22 protein-coding genes and 2 tRNA genes are annotated in these 17,621 nt (G+C 47.6%); 5 read left to right on the top strand and 19 right to left on the bottom strand.

Annotated features, from left to right (window positions below; all coding sequences use genetic code 11):
* Positions 1 to 4: 4 nt before the first annotated feature.
* The 10 genes from P402_RS0102485 to P402_RS0102440 all read right to left on the bottom strand — a co-directional run bounded on the left by P402_RS0102485 (position 5) and on the right by P402_RS0102440 (position 8,144).
* The gene (locus P402_RS0102485) at positions 5 to 478 is read right to left on the bottom strand and encodes a hypothetical protein (protein WP_026827266.1); all 474 of its coding nucleotides are present in this window, start codon (positions 476 to 478) and stop codon (positions 5 to 7) included.
* An 18-nt stretch (positions 479 to 496) separates the two neighbouring features.
* Positions 497 to 958 (bottom strand): hypothetical protein, encoded by a 462-nt coding sequence (locus P402_RS0102480; RefSeq protein WP_026827265.1) that lies wholly within the window; start codon positions 956 to 958, stop codon positions 497 to 499.
* A 20-nt stretch (positions 959 to 978) separates the two neighbouring features.
* Positions 979 to 1,455: a hypothetical protein gene (locus tag P402_RS0102475; RefSeq protein WP_026827264.1), complete on the bottom strand. Its 477-nt coding sequence runs from the start codon at positions 1,453 to 1,455 to the stop codon at positions 979 to 981.
* 14 nt (positions 1,456 to 1,469) lie between these two features.
* Complete coding sequence (locus P402_RS0102470) at positions 1,470 to 1,919, bottom strand: hypothetical protein (RefSeq protein WP_026827263.1); 450 nt, start codon at positions 1,917 to 1,919, stop codon at positions 1,470 to 1,472.
* Positions 1,920 to 2,013: 94 nt separating this feature from the next.
* On the bottom strand, positions 2,014 to 2,172 hold the full coding sequence (locus P402_RS17025) for a hypothetical protein (RefSeq protein ID WP_014971497.1): 159 nt from the start codon (positions 2,170 to 2,172) through the stop codon (positions 2,014 to 2,016).
* A gap of 147 nt (positions 2,173 to 2,319) precedes the next feature.
* Positions 2,320 to 6,063 carry a S8 family serine peptidase gene (locus P402_RS0102460; protein ID WP_026827262.1) on the bottom strand — a complete coding sequence of 1,248 codons (3,744 nt, stop codon included), beginning with the start codon at positions 6,061 to 6,063 and terminating at the stop codon, positions 2,320 to 2,322.
* A 246-nt stretch (positions 6,064 to 6,309) separates the two neighbouring features.
* Positions 6,310 to 6,382 (bottom strand) — tRNA-Ala (locus P402_RS0102455).
* 112 nt (positions 6,383 to 6,494) lie between these two features.
* On the bottom strand, positions 6,495 to 7,274 hold the full coding sequence (gene tatC / locus P402_RS0102450) for a twin-arginine translocase subunit TatC (RefSeq protein ID WP_026827261.1): 780 nt from the start codon (positions 7,272 to 7,274) through the stop codon (positions 6,495 to 6,497).
* Positions 7,275 to 7,281: 7 nt separating this feature from the next.
* The gene (locus P402_RS0102445; RefSeq protein ID WP_026827260.1) at positions 7,282 to 7,485 is read right to left on the bottom strand and encodes a twin-arginine translocase TatA/TatE family subunit; all 204 of its coding nucleotides are present in this window, start codon (positions 7,483 to 7,485) and stop codon (positions 7,282 to 7,284) included.
* Positions 7,485 to 8,144, bottom strand: a complete 660-nt coding sequence (locus tag P402_RS0102440; RefSeq protein ID WP_012371649.1) for a redox-sensing transcriptional repressor Rex — start codon at positions 8,142 to 8,144, stop codon at positions 7,485 to 7,487. Before P402_RS0102440 ends, P402_RS0102445 begins: the two co-directional genes overlap by 1 nt.
* 156 nt (positions 8,145 to 8,300) lie before the next feature.
* Here P402_RS0102440 and P402_RS0102435 point away from each other — a divergent pair, with 156 nt between their 5' ends.
* Together P402_RS0102435 and P402_RS16690 are read left to right on the top strand one after the other, a co-directional pair.
* A complete protein-coding gene (locus tag P402_RS0102435; protein ID WP_026827259.1) occupies positions 8,301 to 10,202 on the top strand; it encodes an ABC-F family ATP-binding cassette domain-containing protein in 1,902 nt (633 codons plus the stop codon).
* A complete protein-coding gene (locus tag P402_RS16690) occupies positions 10,202 to 10,594 on the top strand; it encodes a hypothetical protein (protein WP_051525108.1) in 393 nt (130 codons plus the stop codon). Before P402_RS0102435 ends, P402_RS16690 begins: the two co-directional genes overlap by 1 nt.
* Positions 10,595 to 10,661: 67 nt before the next feature.
* On the opposite strand, the gene P402_RS0102425 is transcribed toward P402_RS16690, so the two are convergent.
* A complete protein-coding gene (locus P402_RS0102425; RefSeq protein ID WP_026827258.1) occupies positions 10,662 to 11,255 on the bottom strand; it encodes a flavin reductase family protein in 594 nt (197 codons plus the stop codon).
* A gap of 21 nt (positions 11,256 to 11,276) precedes the next feature.
* The gene (locus tag P402_RS0102420) at positions 11,277 to 11,675 is read right to left on the bottom strand and encodes a DoxX family protein (protein WP_026827257.1); all 399 of its coding nucleotides are present in this window, start codon (positions 11,673 to 11,675) and stop codon (positions 11,277 to 11,279) included.
* Between the two features lie 183 nt (positions 11,676 to 11,858).
* Between P402_RS0102420 and P402_RS0102415 the strand changes: the two genes are divergently transcribed.
* The gene (locus P402_RS0102415; protein ID WP_012371654.1) at positions 11,859 to 12,179 is read left to right on the top strand and encodes a winged helix-turn-helix transcriptional regulator; all 321 of its coding nucleotides are present in this window, start codon (positions 11,859 to 11,861) and stop codon (positions 12,177 to 12,179) included.
* Between the two features lie 106 nt (positions 12,180 to 12,285).
* The gene (locus P402_RS0102410) at positions 12,286 to 12,741 is read left to right on the top strand and encodes a flavodoxin (RefSeq protein ID WP_026827256.1); all 456 of its coding nucleotides are present in this window, start codon (positions 12,286 to 12,288) and stop codon (positions 12,739 to 12,741) included.
* Between the two features lie 20 nt (positions 12,742 to 12,761).
* Here P402_RS0102410 and P402_RS0102405 read toward each other — a convergent pair whose 3' ends face one another.
* Positions 12,762 to 13,415: a TVP38/TMEM64 family protein gene (locus tag P402_RS0102405; protein WP_026827255.1), complete on the bottom strand. Its 654-nt coding sequence runs from the start codon at positions 13,413 to 13,415 to the stop codon at positions 12,762 to 12,764.
* A 159-nt stretch (positions 13,416 to 13,574) separates the two neighbouring features.
* On the opposite strand from P402_RS0102405, the gene P402_RS0102400 reads away from it, so the two are divergent.
* Positions 13,575 to 14,240 carry a haloacid dehalogenase type II gene (locus P402_RS0102400; protein WP_026827254.1) on the top strand — a complete coding sequence of 222 codons (666 nt, stop codon included), beginning with the start codon at positions 13,575 to 13,577 and terminating at the stop codon, positions 14,238 to 14,240.
* 44 nt (positions 14,241 to 14,284) lie between these two features.
* Here the strand turns inward: P402_RS0102400 and P402_RS0102395 are convergent, their stop codons facing one another.
* From P402_RS0102395 to P402_RS0102370, 6 genes are all read right to left on the bottom strand, one after another.
* Positions 14,285 to 14,854: a hypothetical protein gene (locus P402_RS0102395; RefSeq protein WP_026827253.1), complete on the bottom strand. Its 570-nt coding sequence runs from the start codon at positions 14,852 to 14,854 to the stop codon at positions 14,285 to 14,287.
* A 30-nt stretch (positions 14,855 to 14,884) separates the two neighbouring features.
* Positions 14,885 to 15,892 (bottom strand): tRNA (adenosine(37)-N6)-threonylcarbamoyltransferase complex transferase subunit TsaD, encoded by a 1,008-nt coding sequence (gene tsaD, locus P402_RS0102390; RefSeq protein WP_026827252.1) that lies wholly within the window; start codon positions 15,890 to 15,892, stop codon positions 14,885 to 14,887.
* The gene (gene rimI / locus P402_RS0102385; protein ID WP_026827251.1) at positions 15,892 to 16,347 is read right to left on the bottom strand and encodes a ribosomal protein S18-alanine N-acetyltransferase; all 456 of its coding nucleotides are present in this window, start codon (positions 16,345 to 16,347) and stop codon (positions 15,892 to 15,894) included. Before rimI ends, tsaD begins: the two co-directional genes overlap by 1 nt.
* The gene (gene tsaB, locus P402_RS0102380) at positions 16,340 to 16,993 is read right to left on the bottom strand and encodes a tRNA (adenosine(37)-N6)-threonylcarbamoyltransferase complex dimerization subunit type 1 TsaB (RefSeq protein WP_026827250.1); all 654 of its coding nucleotides are present in this window, start codon (positions 16,991 to 16,993) and stop codon (positions 16,340 to 16,342) included. Before tsaB ends, rimI begins: the two co-directional genes overlap by 8 nt.
* Positions 16,990 to 17,436, bottom strand: coding sequence for a tRNA (adenosine(37)-N6)-threonylcarbamoyltransferase complex ATPase subunit type 1 TsaE (tsaE, locus tag P402_RS0102375; protein ID WP_026827249.1), 447 nt, complete (start codon positions 17,434 to 17,436; stop codon positions 16,990 to 16,992). The genes tsaB and tsaE overlap by 4 nt, the downstream gene beginning before the upstream one ends.
* Positions 17,437 to 17,543: 107 nt before the next feature.
* Positions 17,544 to 17,620 (bottom strand) — tRNA-Met (locus P402_RS0102370).
* Between the last annotated feature and the right edge of the window lies 1 nt (position 17,621).

The raw sequence follows: 17,621 nt of genomic DNA, 5'->3' as shown, positions 1-17,621 counted from the left end.
CGAACTAACTTCTTTTCCGGTACTGCTCGACTTCCCGCATCGTCACGAACGCGGGATCCAGTTGTTTCGCTATCGTATTTAATCGAGAGACATATACTGTAATCGCAAAGACCCAGAACAGAATCAGGGTGAAAGAAACACTTGAATACTGGGGAAAGATCATTCCTGCATAGAATAAAATGATAGGGACAAGATAGCCGATCATCGAAGCCCGACCGACCTTTAAAACGGTCTGTTGATACAACTCAACCGACAGACGTTGTTTTAAAATTCGCAGACGCATGATTTCGCGGACGACACCGCCTAAACAAAGTACGGTAATCGAAAACAACGTAAACAGTCCGGTCTCCCAAAAACCCGGAATGAACCAACCAATCAATGCGAGGATCAAAACCGGAACCGGCGTCAGATGTTGAAGTTTTTTGAGCGGCGGTCCAAGCAAATTCAACCGTGTATTTTTTTCAAGCAGTGTGTTCATTTGATTTTCGCTCCTACTTTACACATTTTTGTACACTTCCTGATCACTGACAAAATCCGGATCATCGCGCCGAATACGTTTTTTAAACCACCATTCAGAAACCAAGTAAATCGGGAGCAGGATAATCAGAATCAATCCCCACATCTGCCAAAACGACATATTCATCGTCTGTACCAAAAGGATTGCAAAAGTAACACTTAAGACAACGTTTTGGACAAGCCAAAACCGCCAGTGTCTGGTTGCCAGTTCTTCACCGATGTACGATTCAAGAATCTGACGTTTTTTGACTTGATAACGAAGATTGGATCCAAGGAAAGCAGCCGGAAATAACAGCGTCAGTAGAATCGAATCAAACCACGTCATTAAAATCCCGATACCCATCAAAAGTAGAACTGTCCATAACCACTTCGTTCCTAAAAGGTCTTTCTCCATGTAAGCCAGCGTCAACTCATGTAACCGTTCGTCCCGTGCCGTGCGCATGATGTTCTCTCCTTTAGATGTCATTCTTCCAGATACTTCACGTGCTTATGCACTTCCTGATCACTGACGAAGTCGGGATCGCCTGACCGTGCCATTTTCTTAAACAGCCAATCGGTCGCAAAATAAATCGGAGCGAGAATCAAGATGATCCAAAAAGTCATCTTCCATAAGGACAGACCTTTCGTTTCGAGTACAACCATGAGCAATGAGCCATATAACACAATCTGAATTCCGAGCCACAGCATCGATTGTGTCATGATCTGATCTTTTGAGAGATACCGTTCTAAAATCCTGCGTTTTTCCAGCTGGAACGGGAAATCAAAAATCAGATAGACAAGCGGCAACAGACCGAAGTAAAGGGCTGAATCCATCGTTTCCGAAAAAATGCCGAGCGTCGCCGCTACTGCCGCCATCAGCCAGCCGTTCTTTTGCAGTTGACTCTTGTCGATATAAGCAAGCGTCAGTTCGTGTAACCGTTCGTCCCGTGCCGTTTGCATCCGGCTTTCCTCCTTTATCCTTGCTGAATCTCTGTTTCGCTGATATAGGTCGGATCAATCTGTTTGGAGCGGTACGTCAAGAAGCGTCTGCAGAGCCAGTAAAACGGGATGACGCCAAGACACAGTCCGAGCAAAAAGACCGTGCTCGAACGATTAGCCGTGAGAACAATCAACGCAGCCAGCGCTCCGTATTGAAACAGGCCGACGCCGACATGCAGACGGAACAGACGGTCTGCTGATTTTTTTGACGTGTGACGGGCAACGATTTGAAAACGGCGGCGTTGCATCACTACATCATATATGAAATACAGAATCGGAATGATTAAGGCAAACAACGGTCGTTCGATCATATTGCTGACGAATAAGAACAGAGCCAAGACACCCCATAATTTAGCGGTCGTTCGTTGATGCATGTGTTGATATAGCGCCTTTAATTCGGTTTGTTGAACCGTTACAGTTTCCATTCGGGCACGTTCCTTTCGTTTGTTCTTCACTGTCATATACTTACATTTTACCAGTTATGTTTCAAAAAAAAAGAAACTTCTGCAAAAGAAGTTTCTAGGCCGAGACCTGGATGATTAGATAGATGACACTGTATGCAACAATGGCAAGCGGAATCATTGCGACACCAATCAACCAACCGTTCTTATCCCGAATTCCGAGATACAGAACCAGACAGCCGACGATGAAGGCAATGAGTGTAGTAAATGGATTCATACGAGTTCCCCCTCAAAAAATAACCTATAAAGAAATTTCCCATTCCCGGAACTTGATAAACACCGAAAGCCTTTCTGTAACACACTGCGAAAAAAACAGTGTCGATTCCGGCGAACGTCCACCGGGACCAACACTGCTTTCAAATCCTTACTTCTTCGTGATGACGACTTTCTTCTCGACGACATGGCCGCCTAGATCTTTTAATTTCAAGTTGTAGACGTTTTGACCTTTTTTCAAGGTAACGGTCTTGTTGATCGTTTTCTTAAAGGCGCGCATCTCGTATGGCTCCTTGAACGAACGGCGGTATTCGGCGTTGCCATTCAGATCAAAGCGTAACTCATCGTAGTTATCGCGCAGGACAATCGTCATCTTGGCTGTTTTCGTTTTGCTTGAAACCGTTTTTGGTGCTGTCACGCGGATTGTCGGACGCTCCGAGTCGATGATGACTTGACGGCTGAAGGCAACACGATTGCCTTTTCCATCATAGGCTTCGACTTTAAACGACTTCACACCATCTGTCGTATACGTGATGTCATGGCTGAATGCATAGTGTTGTTGAACCGCATCCCAGCGTAATTTAACGGCTTTTCCGTTGATTTTGAATGATTTGACACCAGACTCATCCGCGACGTTTCCTGAAACCGTCACTTGTTGTGATGTCGTTAAGCCCAGTGCTTCCGGTGTATCGATCTGGACACTCGGAACGGCTTTATCGACACCTGATGTGTTGACGTTTTTCTTCACGCTGTTGCCGGCGTAATCTGATACCACGAACGTGACTTTTGCTCGGCTCGGCAGATCCGTCAACGTGTAGTTTTTAGCAGATGGCGCAAGCGGCTGTTCCAATACACTTTTTCCATCGACCAGGATATCGAATGAAGCGATACCCGTTCCTTGGTCACCGGCTGTCCAGGAAACTGCTTTTTTGTCAGCATCCCATTTAACGGTTGCTGCCGGAACTTTTGTATCGATGTAGATCGGGAATAACGCCGTCTGCCATTTCGCATTCGGATAATCGACGACCGATTTGACCTGGTAGTAGTACAGACCATCTTTGACTTTTGAACCGTTGACCGTTCCATCCCATGCCGCATTCGTCACCGGTGTGAAACCATCTTCCGATCCGCCATCGTAATAGTTTTTGATGACGTCTGACTGCGTTTCGAGTTTACGGAGTGTTGATTTATTGCGGTCAAGAATCGAGTACTCGACTTTTTTCGCGTTCCGTAAGAACGACAGGACCGGGAAGGCCTCATCGGCACTGCCGTCACCGTTCGGTGAGAACGAGACTTTTTCTTTAACGACGTCGCCTGCAGCATTCGTTCCGAGGAAGTTGAAGTTATCCTTCACTTCTGTCGCAAGACCTGTGACGCCGTAGAACGTGTTGTCATCGTAGAGTGGTGCATCAACAATTGGTGCTTTGTCCCATGCTCCTTTGAAACCAACGTACGGAACTGTCAACTCAGGATTTTTGCTCTTCGTATCGATCAGACGGACGAATCCTTCGACGAAGTAGCCGTTTTCGAAGATGGTTTCAAGCGGTGCACCGTTTGCCCAATCGACTGTATCTTTTAAATCAACCGTAACGTTGACTTTTGTCGTACTCTTCGCGTTGATCGCGACCGAGCTTGCTTTCTTCGAGCCGACCGTAAAGGAAATCGGGAACGTCCCTTTGTTGGCATCAACCGAATCAACTGTTCCTTTTTTGAAGATTCCGTTCGCTTCAAGGAAATTTTGACCTTGGACGGCAAGATCCGATTGAACCGTTCCGGCAAGTTTATACGTTAACTTTTCATTACTGTAGTTCTTTAAGTCGAGCGTAAAGCTGAACTTGTCGCCGACTTGTTTCAAGGCTGCTTTTCCTTCACCCGACTTCGTTTCCGTTACGACGACCGGTGTTTTCATGGCGGCATGCAAGTCCATCAGTCCGGCTCCCTCACGACGTGGTGAGTAGTAATTGCCAGTCTTCGCTTCCTGATTGTACTTACCTGAATCCAGCTGCGGACGTGATGTGTTCATCAAGATGGTCTTCGCGAGTTTAACGCGTGTCGCGCCACTGACCTTGAAGTCTTTATCAATCCGTTGCATGACGAGTGCCGTTCCACCGGCGACGTGTGGTGCTGCCATCGATGTCCCGCTCATGACGCCATACTCGTTATTATTAAGCGTCGAATAGATTTTTCCGCCTGGTGCCGTGATTTCCGGTTTGAAGTCTAGGTTCGGCGTCACACCCCATGATGTGAAGTCAGACATTTCACCGGCAACCGGGTTTGGTGTCGAGACGGCTTTCCCGTCAAACGTCACTGTCAGTGCCTTACCGGCTTTCGCTTTTACTTCGAGCTCGTTGCCGTCTGCGATGCTTAACGAGACGAGTGGAATCGTCGGTTTGTTAAGTGCCATGCTGACATAGTCCCCGTGCTCGACCCGACCACGGACGATGACACCGGCTGCCCCTTGTTTTTCGGCTTCCGCTTGAATCATCGCATAGTTAAAACCGCCGTTACGGACGACGAAGACGACTTTATCTTTGACGTCTTTATCGGCATAGTTGGCTTCACTGCCATCACCGACATAGACGACATCCATCTTTTCTTTATCAAAGACCGCAATCGGGTTCGGTGAATCTTGTTTTTGGTACGCCAGGTAACCGGCATCCTGCCCGTCGACCGTCAATGCCATACCTTCAAGTGTCAATTGCGTGTTTTCAACAGACGCGACTTGAAGCGATTCGCTGATCAGTCCAGGTGAACCGACAACACCGACATCCGGATTCGACGCGTATGGATTTCCGGCACCGCTTCCGGCAAAAGCTGAGTTACCGGCTGAAATCGCACATAAAATACCGTTGTTCATCGCATTGACGATCGCTTTTTGTTCTGGATCATCTTTTTGAACGAAGGATGCCGTTGAACCAAGACTCATGTTGATGACGTCTGCACCGAGGGCAATCGCATCATCAATCGCTTTGATATAAATATCACTGAATGTCGACGGCATACCTGGATCATTGCCGAAGACTTTCATTGCGAGCAGTTGTGTTTCCGGTGCAACACCTTTAATGCCACCGTTCGTCTCATCGCCGTTGGCACCAACCGTACCGGCAACGTGCATCCCGTGCATCGAAGCGCCTGCTCCGAGGTCACGGATTTCGCTGTCATGATCGGCGTAGTTATAACCGTACGGGACTTTTTCCGTAAAGTAGTTTCCTTTTAAGCCTTTTGACGATTTAAAGCTCTCGACTTTTGAAGACGTCAAATCAACTTTTGTCTCCGGACTAAGGACCATGTCCTTGTGCGTCGGGTCAATTCCCGTATCGATGACGGCAACGATTGTTCCTTCACCTTTATAGCCGTAGTCCTGCCATGTTTCCTTCGCATTGACCATGTCTTTGCTGTGCAACATGTTTGGTGTCGCGCCTTTTTCAACTTCTGGACGCGCATATTCGTGTGCAATATGTACATTTTTGATGCCGCTTAATTTCTTCAACTCTTTGATTTCACCGTATTTGACTTCGCCGCTGAAACCGTTCAAGACAGTTGTGAAACTTTCTTTATACGAAACAGAAATATCTTTTTGGGCAATCGCTGCTTTGACTTCTTTTTGTTTATTGACGATTTGATTCTTAAGAATAATTTTTTCCGTGTTGCTTAACGTGCTGTAACGCTTATTTTGTGCTTGTGCATGTTCAATCGCTGCTTTTTGATCGAGCTCGACGACAATCCGTACTTTTTCGTTTTGACTGTATGACTTTTCTTGACCCGCTTTTTTCAGTGAGAGTGCTTGTGGCTTTTGTACATCCACTTTTTGTGATGACACGTGTCCCTCAGCATGAACTAGGCTGGAAGATGTCATGAGGGCAGCTGCCATCAGAGCAATCTTCTTTTTCTTCATTCTTTTTCCTCTTTTCCAAAAATGTAATGTGGAGCAAAAACGTATTAAACGAAAATTCTGTATTTTTAGTTTAATTAACTTTCGCTTAATATACAATTTAAATTTGGTGCTTTTTAAAAGTATTTGTTTGTTTATTACATCACAAAAGGTATAAATCCTTATATTTCCTTATCTATTTCTTACAGGTAAATAAAAAAGGACATAAAAAAACCTTGGTTTCCCAAGGTTTCGGCAGGTAAAGCGATATGGAGACTATCGGGCTCGAACCGACGACCTTTTGGCTGCCAGCCAAACGCTCTCCCAGCTGAGCTAAGCCCCCGTGTGTTTCTATTACGAGTATAACCACTTCTGTTCATTTTTTCAATATAAAATTAGACCGCTTACAAAAAAAAGCTTTTCCTGCCATCACGGCAAGAAAAAGCTTCTTCTTTTTACTTATTTAACTCACGCATCAGATCTGCCTGTCGTTCCAGTTCCGCCTGTTGCTCGAGAATCAGCACTTTTTTATACGTCCGTGCCGAGATGATGATACTGATTTCATACAGGACGAACAACGGAACAGAAATCATCAAATGCGATGTGATGTCGGGCGGTGAGATCAACGCCGCGATCACGAACAGCGCAAAATACGCATACTTCCGATTCTTCCGCATGAAGAACGGCGTCACGAGTCCGAGCCGTGTCAAAAACATCGTCACGACCGGTAACTGAAACAACAGACCAAACGGAATCGTCAACCGGATCAGGAAACTGAAATAGTTCTCGACCCCGATGACCTGTTCAATCCCAAGCTCTTGTCCGAGTTCCGTTGATACTTCCAGTAAAAACGGCAACAGCCAAAAATAAGAAAACGAAACGCCCGCGAGGAATAAGAAAAACGTCACGGGAATGTACGTCAACGTCGCTTTTTGTTCTTGGTCGTGCAGACCGGGACGGATGAACGCCCAAAGCTGGTACATCCAAAACGGGGACGCCAAGACGATTGCGATGATGAACGCAAGATTCAGATATAACATCAGCGGATCAACGACGTTAAACGCATTTAAACCGATTCCGAGTTCCTTTAAGTCGGCCTGTAAGAAACGGACGAGCGGCCGGACGAGCGGAAAGGCTGCGATAAACATGACTACCACGATGATGAGCGACCAGATGATCCGCTTACGCAGTTCATCTAAGTGCGATGTCACACTCTGTTCTTGATCGATCGCCATGATTCACTCACTTCTCTTTCATTTCGTCCTTTTTGTCCTTATCATCTTCCATGATGCCATGTGTCGCACTCTTGAACTCTTTTAACGTTTGACCGGCCGCGCGGCCGAGTTCCGGTAATTTCTTCGGTCCGAAGATGATGAGGGCGACGACACCGATCAAGGCGATGCTTGCCGGTCCAATACCAAGTGTTAACGGGATTAAGTTTTCCATTATGATTTCACTCCTTCAGCTGATTGCGAATAATGCTTCATGAAATAGACGAGCGACTGCAGCTCGATTGACAGATCGATGTGATGCACCCGGACATGGGCCGGTACATTCAACCGGGCCGGTGTAAAGTTCAGAATGCCGGTCACACCGTACTCAACTAACTCATCCGCCACTGACTGGGCGAACTGGGACGGTACCGTCAAGATGGCGACATCGACATGGTTCGCTTTGATTTGTTCTTTCATATCCGACACATGATAAATCGGAACGTCCTGCGTCGTCGTTCCGACCTTGTCTTCATCGGCGTCAAACGCGATGACGATACGAGTACTATTATTCTTTAAAAAGTTATAATTTGCAAACGCTGTTCCGAGATGTCCGACCCCGATTAAGGCGACATTCGTGACCTCGTCTTGGTTGAGTGTCTTTCGGAAAAATGTTAACAAATGTTGAACATTATAACCGTACCCTTTTTTCCCTAACGCCCCAAAGTAGGAAAAGTCACGACGGATCGTCGCGGAGTCGACTTTGACCGCTTCGCTGAGCTCTGCTGACGAGACGCGCAGCTTGCCGGAGTTATAGAGACTCTGGATAAAACGATAATATAACGGCAGTCGTTTCGCCGTTGCTTGTGGTATTTTTGTGTCTGGCCCATTCATACTGCAGTTCCCCCTTCGGCCACGTTCTGACGTGGCACCCAAATCAATGCAAAGAATTCTACTCCCCTTGATTGTAAACCACTTCACATAGAGTAACAAATATTATATTCGGCAGGATTTTTCGTGATAGACTAAAGGGTGGAAGGATGGATGGATATGATTCTCTTACAAGTAAACCAACTCTCAAAATCATTCGGCGTAGAGCCGATTTTAGACAATATTAAACTCGAAGTACAGGAACGGGACCGGATCGCCCTCGTCGGACGAAACGGTGCCGGAAAATCGACACTTTTAAAAATCATCGCCGGGGAGCTGTCACATGACTCGGGGGAGATCATGAAAAGCAAGGAAGTCCGGATTGGTTATCTCGCGCAGGACAGCGGACTCGAGTCGAACGAATCGATTTGGAACGAGATGCTGACCGTCTTTGAGCATCTGCAGGATCAGGAACGGGCGCTTCGCCGGATGGAAATCGAAATGGGCATGGAGCACATATTAAATGATCCGACTGCCTATGACCGTCTCCTGAAAACGTATGATCAAGCGCAACACGACTTCTCGGAAGCCGGCGGCTATCAGTTCGAAGCCAACATCCGCTCTGTCTTACACGGGATGCGTTTTTATCCGGACGATTATTCCCGCCGGATTCAGACGCTTTCTGGTGGACAGCGGACCCGGCTTGCCCTGGCGAAGATGTTGCTCCAGGCACCGGAACTGTTGATTCTCGATGAGCCGACCAACCACCTCGACATCGATACGTTGTCTTGGCTCGAAAGCTACTTATCCGGTTACCGTGGTGCCGTCTTGATCGTTTCCCACGACCGCTACTTCCTCGATCAAGTCGTCAACGTCGTCTATGAATTGTCCCGGAACGTGTCGCGGAAATTCACCGGCAACTATACGAAGTATCTCGAACAAAAAGCGGCACTGTACGAACAGGAAATGAAACAGTTCGAACAGCAACAGGAAGACATCGCGAAGATGCAGGACTTCATCCAGCGTAACATCGCCCGTGCGACGACGACGAAACGGGCGCAAAGTGTCCGCAAGCGTCTCGAAAAAGTCGACCGAATCGACCGTCCGGACGGTGACGAACGCAGTACGGTTCTGTCATTCCCGATTGAAAAGCAGAGCGGCAATGATGTCCTGCAGGTCAATCAACTCGCTGTCGGCTACGAAGAAGCCGTCTCGAAAAACATTACGTTCCGGCTGCAACGTGCGGAATCACTGGCGCTCGTCGGACCAAACGGAATAGGCAAGTCGACGTTACTGAAAGTGCTTGTCGGCCGTCTCAAACCGCTGTTCGGTGACTATCGTTTCGGTACCGGTGTCTCAATCGGCTACTACGATCAGGAGCAGGCGGAACTGAATGACCGCAACCGTGTCATCGATGAGATTTGGAACGAATGGCCGTTGATGCGCGAACAGGAAGTCCGGTCCGTTCTCGGGCAGTTCCTATTCAGCGGCGATGATGTCTTCAAGCTCGTCCATGAATTATCGGGCGGTGAACGCGGACGTCTGGCGCTCGCGAAGCTGAAGTTACGGAAAACGAATCTGCTTGTGCTGGATGAGCCGACGAACCACCTGGATCTTGATTCGAAAATGGTCCTCGAAAACGCACTCGTCGATTACGAAGGCACCTTGCTGTTCGTCTCCCACGACCGTTACTTCATCGACCGGGTTGCGACCCGCGTCATCGAGATGAGTACAGACGGTGTGACCGATTACCTCGGTGACTACTCGTATTATATGGAGAAAAAAGCCGAGAAGGAAGAAATCGCCCGTCTCGAAGCGGAAGAAGCGAAAGCAATCAAAGTCGCGTCGACAAAGACGATTGACAAGGAAGCCCAAAAAGAAGCACGTAAAAAGAAACAGCAACTCGAGCAGCTCGAACAAGAAATTGAACGGTTAGAAAACCGGTCGGTTGAAATCGAACAGTTGTTGTGCGAACCGGAAGTCTTTAATGATATTCCGAAAGCGACCGCCCTTTCGGCAGAGCGCGATCAGATTGATGTCGACTTGCTCGATTTGATGGAACAGTGGGAGTCGTTCCACTGATGCGCTCGAAAAGTTATCTGATCAATCTGATCCAAGGATTATTGTCCGGCGTCCTCTACTTCGTCCCGATGTATGCGGACTATGTCTCGGCTTTCATTCGTCCGGATGCGTTTAATGCCGTTTATCCATTGTTCATCTTAATTTCCTGTATGATTGGTCTTGTCATCCAAACGTGGAGCGGACTGTTCATCAGTTTATTGTCCGGTCTGATCTGCACGTTGTTGACGATTCAGTCGTTCGTCGAACTGAATGATCCGATGATCATCATGTATTACGGCGCTGTCTCACCACTGGTCGCCTTTTTGATCAGTTGTGTCGGAATCTGGGCGCTTGCCGTCCTGTTTTATCTGCTGGACGGTTTCCAGTACAGTAAACGCCATAACATGGAGTAAGCAACAAAAATAGACGAGGAAAGCGGATATCGAATCTGCTTTCCTCGTCTATTTGTATGGCGTTGTCTTATTTCGTAGGGCGGGCAATCGTGAAGATTTCACCAATCTTGGCATAATCATTTCCGGCGAGACGGGCAATTGCTTTTAAACCGTCCGCATCAATCCGGAACGACTCCTCGAGTTCATCTGCGACATGGTATCGAATGACTTCGCCGATCAATAAATCAGCTGCCTCCAGCTCAACGTGTTGTGTCAGCTTCAGTTCAAAGCGAACCTTCGCTTCCGCAACTGCCGGGACGTCAATCAAATCACTGTCGATCAGTGTCAGATTCGTCCGCTCCAGTTCACTTTCACCGTAAGCGAGCGGGGCTGCCGTTTCGTTGACCGCTTCGACGATCTCTTCACTGACGATATGGATGACATATTCTTGATTCAATAAGATGTTTTTAGCGGTGTCTTTTTCGCCCTGATCCGTCTTTTGAACGGCAATCAACAGTTGCGGCGGATGGCTCGAAGCGACGGTGAAGAACGAAAACGGGGCGGCATTGACCGTTCCGTCCGCTCCTTTCGTCGTGACAAAGGCAATCGGTCTCGGGATGATACTCCCGATCAACAATTTATAATTTTCTTTTGGACTGAGTGACTGTGCATCAAACTTCATCTTTTTACCCGCTTTCTCTGATCACCCGAGCATGGCTGCGAGTGAATAGTCTCCGGCACCAATCAAGGCGACGCCAAGGGCGATGACGATCAGTGCCATGTTGTATTCGTACCCGTTCTGTGTCACCCAGTAACCATTTTGTCCGTGCACCTTGATGATCGCAACAAGCATCGACCCGATAATCAGTGCTGCCGCGAACCATAAGAACAATCCACCGGCAAATAGTAAACCACCAATCAGTTCTGCCAGTCCTGCTGCAAGCGCAAGTGTTTTACCCGGTTTCATCCCGATCGACTCGAACCAGCCGCCTGTTCCTGCAATCCCGTGTCCACCGAACCAGCCAAACAATTTTTGTGTCCCATGTGCTGCAAATGTTAATCCAATCACCAATCGAATAAGAAATAATCCTAAATCCATCATCTTGATCAAAACTCCTTTTACTTAATGTTTTTTAATTACTTTTCGTAACCTAAATACGACTATAAACTAACACTTACTAAAAGTAAATAGATTTGTTTTTGTTTATTTTATTACTTTAAGTAAAATAATTCGTAATTTTGCATCAGAGTGGGTATACTAAGACTATAGAAAGGATGAGTGCTGATGGAAGAGACATTGATTCCGACTGCCCTTTGTCCGAAAGTCGAACATGCCTTTGAAATTTTGGGCAAGAAGTGGACGGGCTTGATTTTACGTCATCTTATGACGAAGACCTGTCGTTTCAACGAAATTCAAGATGCGATTCCGGAGTTATCTGGTCGTATGTTAACGGAGCGCATGAAGGAACTTGAGGCGGAAGGTATTGTCATCCGGACCGTCATTCCGGAACGTCCGATTAAAATTCAATACAGTTTGACTGACAAAGGTCGTCAGCTTGAACCTGTCATTCGTTCAATCGAAGAATGGGCCGAGCTCCAAGACTGACATAAAAAGTCTCTCCACTCCGGAGAGGCTTTTTATTTTCGTTTGTATTGAGAACGATTATCATTTAAACTAAAGGTGTTCATGATTTGGAGAAAGGATGATTCAGATGAACATCATGATTGGTTTTGTCAGCATGTCCGGCAATACAGAAGATATCGTGCACCTTTTGCGGGCGGAACTCGAACGTAAGGGCTGTACGGTTCATATACAAGAGCTTGATCAGTTATATCCATCTGACTTCTCTCAGTATGATGCCGTGCTACTCGGCTCGTACACATGGGGAGACGGCGATTTACCGTATGAAGCGGAAGATTTTGTTGTGGATCTTGCTGATAGTGACTTGAAAGGTTTGGCAGCTGCCGCCTTTGGTTCGGGGGATCGTGATTATCCGAAATACTGCGCCGCTGTCGATTTGCTCGAACAGACGTTACAATCAGCCGGTGCGACCGTCATCGCTCCTGGTCTGAAGATTGAGTTTGACCCGGATACACCGGAGAAACAAGCCGCCTGTCACACGTTCGCTGAAGAATTTTTCGAACGGGCACAACGATTACATGCTTAAACGAAAGACCTCGGCTGTCGTCAGCCAAGGTCTTTTTTTGCTTTCCAGCGTTTTTGAATGTACCACGGGACAATCGTCAATACGAGAAAGACGAGGATGGCACCGATGATGAGTTGTGGATCTTTTGAGACGATACTGCTGCCTAAAAAGTTATAAGCAAACGTACCGGGAATGATTCCAAGCAACGTTGCGAGGAAAAAGGATAACAAGCGGACTTTCGACAGCCCGGCGGCATAGCTGATCAAATCGAAGTTAAAAATCGGCAACAGCCGGAAAATCAGGACATAGATAAATCCATTTTTTTCGAGTTGCTGCTGAATCTGATTGAGTTTTCCTACTTGTTCCTTTTTCTTGATTAGCCGGTTCCCAAGCTTTTGAGCAACTAAAAAAGCAACGACAGCGCCAAGTGTCGCTCCGATGACGGTGTAAAGTGTCCCGAGCCAGGCACCAAACGCCAAACCACCGGTGATCGACAGGACCGATGCCGGGAAGAAAATCAACGGACGAATCGTATAGAGTAAGATATACAGAATCGGCGCCCACATCCCGAATGATAAGATCCAGTCCTTGATGTCGCTTGGACGGAGGTTGAGATAGGAACGGCTGAACCAGATCAGTCCGCTGATGATCAGGACAAGCAGAAGAATTCGAATGATTTTTTGTTGGCGTGTCATAAAATGTCTCATTTCCTTTCCGGTAGAGCCTGGTCTTATCTATCAGTTCCCGAATCCGGCTCGCGTCACGCCTCCGCTCTCTCCTCTAATACGTGTTTCAGCGACATCAGTTTTCGGGAACTAGATACAGATAACATGTAACTCAGAAAGGTGATCAGCATGACGCAACCAATTAAAGCATTAGTCTTTGATGTGTACGGGACCTTATTCGATGTCCATTCCGTCAAAGTGAAAGCAGAAGCATTGTATCCGGAACATGGAGAAGCGATCAGCCAAGCCTGGCGCCAAAAGCAACTCGAATACTCATTTTTACGCCAGTTGAACGGTCAATACGTTCCGTTCAGCCAAGTGACGCGTGATGCGCTCCGTTACGCCTTACTGCAACTGAAGCTCCACGTCACGGAAGAAAATATTGCCGCCCTGATGGAAGTCTATTTGAAGCTCAATCATTACCCAGAAGTCGATTCCGTCTTACAACAGATGAGTCATAAACAACTGGCTGTATTCTCAAACGGCTCACACGACATGCTGGACCCGTTGATTGAACAGTCCGGTCTAGCGGAGCGGTTTGATCACATCATCAGTGTCGATGATATCAAACAATACAAACCGACCCCGGCATCATACATGCATGCCCTCAATACACTGGGTCTCAAGCGGGAAGAAATCCTGTTCATGTCGTCGAACGGCTGGGATATCACCGGTGCTAAAAGTTTTGGTTTCCGGACAGCCTGGATCAATCGATCCGGTCTGCCGGTCGAAGAGCTGAATCTTGATCCGGACAGCATTTACGATGACTTGACCGGTCTACTTGAATGGAAATGAAACAAGCGATGCTCTCCCAAGATTTGTGGGGAACATCGCTTATTTTAATAGTTCGCAAGACGTGAGAAACCTTTTTTAAAGAGATCCAGCTTCAAGCCGCCGTCTTTTTCGATAAAGAACAAGTATTCTTTTTGGTCGGTGTCTTTATAAAACACTTTGTAAAGCGTCAACGTCCGCTTTTTGTTGTTTTCACTGGCAACGACTTGGTGTTTTGAAATGACCTCTGCTTGGACCTGCTCTCCATCCAGACGATCGATCATCGGTTGGAATGATTTTTTTTCTTGTTCGGTTGCCGGTTTTCCCGGTGCAATCGTGAAGAAGTCATCACTCGCTTTATTCGTCAAACCATACTTCCGGTCGACGACCACAACATTCTTCAGCTCGCCATCGACAGTTTGATCAAAGGCGTACAGTTTTTCAATCCGTGTCTGCTCACCTTCCGCGCGACCGATTTCATACAACGGCTTTTGCTTCGTATTTGTCTCGACGGCTTTTTTATCCGGTACGAGCTCTTCTTTGTAGGCGATTTGATAGGCATTGACGATTTCACGAATCTGTAAGCCGATTGCGACAATGACAAGTACACCTAATAACACGATGATGACTTTTTTCATTCCATTTTTCCCCCATGTCTCTCGAATTCCTTACTTTAAATCTAGCCCAGGTTCGGCATTCATGGCAAGTGTCGATTGGCGGCCTGCCCGGTAAGGGTGAATCGCTGCCGCTCCAATCATTGCGGCATTGTCGCCGCATAAGTGCATCGGTGGAATGACCAGCTCGATGCCTTCGCGTTCGCAGGCTTCTGTCAATCCTGTTCGCAGTCCGCGGTTTGCCGCAACACCACCCGCGACAAGCAACTGTTTGCCACCCTTTTCTTTGACGGCACGGATGGCTTTCGTAACGAGCACTTCGACGACGCTGGCCTGAAAACTGGCAGCCAAGTCTTCAGGAATAATCACCTCTCCGCGTTGTTCAGCATTATGAACCGCATTGATGACAGACGATTTGAGTCCACTGAAGCTGAAGTCATACGACTCTTTTTCAAGCCAAATCCGCGGGAAATGGAAAGTATCCTGACCGGTTTGCGCCAGTTGATCAATTCGGGGACCACCCGGATAAGGCAGTTTCAAGGTCCGTGCTACTTTATCATAGGCCTCTCCCGCTGCATCATCACGGGTTTCACCGATGACCTCATACACACCATCTTCCGGCATGTAAATCAATTCCGTATGTCCACCGGACGCAATCAAGCAGACGAGTGGAAAGTGGAGCTCTTGTTGCAGACGGTTGGCATAGATGTGACCTGCGATATGATGGACACCGAGGAGCGGCTTACTATGCGCGAACGCCAACGCTTTTGCTGCACTGACGCCAACGAGTAACGCTCCGACAAGCCCCGGACCTTCCGTAACGGCAATCGCATCGATGTCATCCATCGTGACACCAGCTTCCGTCAATGCATCATCGATGACATACGTGATGCGTTCAACATGATGACGGGATGCCACCTCCGGGACAACTCCTCCAAAACGTTTATGACTTTCAATTTGGGAAGATACGACATTCGACAAGACGTCTGTCCCTCCGCGGACGACAGCCGCAGCTGTCTCGTCACAACTTGATTCAATGGCTAATATCAACGGCTGTGTCATCACTCGTCTCCTTCCAGTTCCAGCCAATAGATGGCTGCATCTTCATTATTATCTTGATAATACCGTTTTCTCGTTCCGGCATATAAAAATCCCAGTTTTTCATACAGGGTCCGTGCCGGTGTATTTGATACACGCACTTCAAGCGTCATCGCCCGTAATCCCAATTGTCTTGCTTGTTCAATTAACGCAACCAGCAATGCCTCACCGATTCCAAGACCACGTGCCTTTTTTTTAACAGCGACGTTCGTGATATGCCCTTCATCGGCAATGTGCCACAGCCCCGCGAATCCGATGATTTCATCCGTCTCTGCAACCAGGTAATACGCATTCGGATTTTGTGTCATCTCCGCAATGAATGATTCCAGCGTCCACGGTGTCGCAAAGGATTCGAGTTCCACGGCATGCACACCCGGCGCATCCGTGACCGTCATTTTTCGAATAGAGACGTTAGTCATGACGTTGTGCCTCAATCCACTTGGCTTCTGCTTCCGCGAGACGTAAGTAACGCGGTTCGAATGCATGAGTCTCGACCGGTTCACGTGCAGCTCCAAGCAAGGCAAGGACACCAGCCCGTGGTGCACGGAATGCCGGATTCACGATTGAGAATAATTGAAGTTCCGTTGTGAACTTGTCTGTATCACCTGTCATTTTCGTATCCGCTGGCAGCGTCTTGACGAACTCAGCAACGACCGTATGCTGTTCTTCGCCCACCAATTGACCATCTTCATAGAAGCCGACGAATCCGGTTCCACGGCGCGCATCCTGAATCGCAACGATTCGTCCGGTTAACCCTGCTGAAGCTGCCATCAATTCAAGCGTCGAGACCGGCACTAAATCGATACCCAACGTATACGCCAATGTCTTAGCTGTCGTTGCTCCGATCCGAAGACCTGTATAAGAACCGGGTCCGTCAGCGATGACGATACGTGTTAAATCTCGCGGCGACCAGTTGACTTCCTGCATCATGCGTTCGAGTAAAGGCATCAGTTTTGTCGCATGGTTCAAAGACGTCACATAAGAGGCTTCTGCCAAAATCTGTTGTCCGTCCGATAACGCAACAGACAGTTGTTTCGTCGATGTATCAATCGCTACGATTTTCATGGATTCAACCCCTTACATAGTTGGATGTACTGCTCACCGATTGGTTCTAAACGAAAACGGCGTGACTCATCACCTGTCCGTTCGATCGTAATCGCAAGACGTTCTGGCGGAAGGACGTCGGCAATCAATTCCGACCATTCGACGACCGCGACACCGTCTCCATTTAAATATTCTTCAAGACCGATATCATCCCCGCCCTCGAGACGATAGACATCCATATGATAGAGTGGCAATCGTCCAGTATAAACTTTCATGATCGTAAACGTCGGACTGTTGACGTTACGTGTCACCCCAAGTCCTTTCGCAAACCCCTGTGTAAACGTCGTTTTTCCTGCGCCCAGGTCACCATCAAGTGTTACGACCATTCCTTTAAAGGCACGTTGGCCCAGTTCAACGGCAAGCGTCGTCGTTTGTTCGAGACTCATCATTTCAAGTTCCATCATCGATGTCCCTCCTCCTTTTCTCTTACTCCATTGTACCGAACAAAAAAGGCAAAAAAAAATACGAAACGCTGAACGTTTCGTAGTAAAGTTGAAGTTAAGTTTAAAATTGGTTGCGGGGGCCGGATTTGAACCGACGACCTTTGGGTTATGAGCCCAACGAGCTACCAGACTGCTCCACCCCGCGA

It is taken from the genome of Exiguobacterium sibiricum 7-3 (assembly GCF_000620865.1).
Taxonomy (GTDB): Bacteria; Bacillota; Bacilli; order Exiguobacteriales; family Exiguobacteriaceae; genus Exiguobacterium_A; species Exiguobacterium_A sibiricum_A.
The sequence above is the reverse complement of the archived record's forward strand: the minus strand, read 5'-3'. Positions and strand labels throughout refer to the sequence as shown.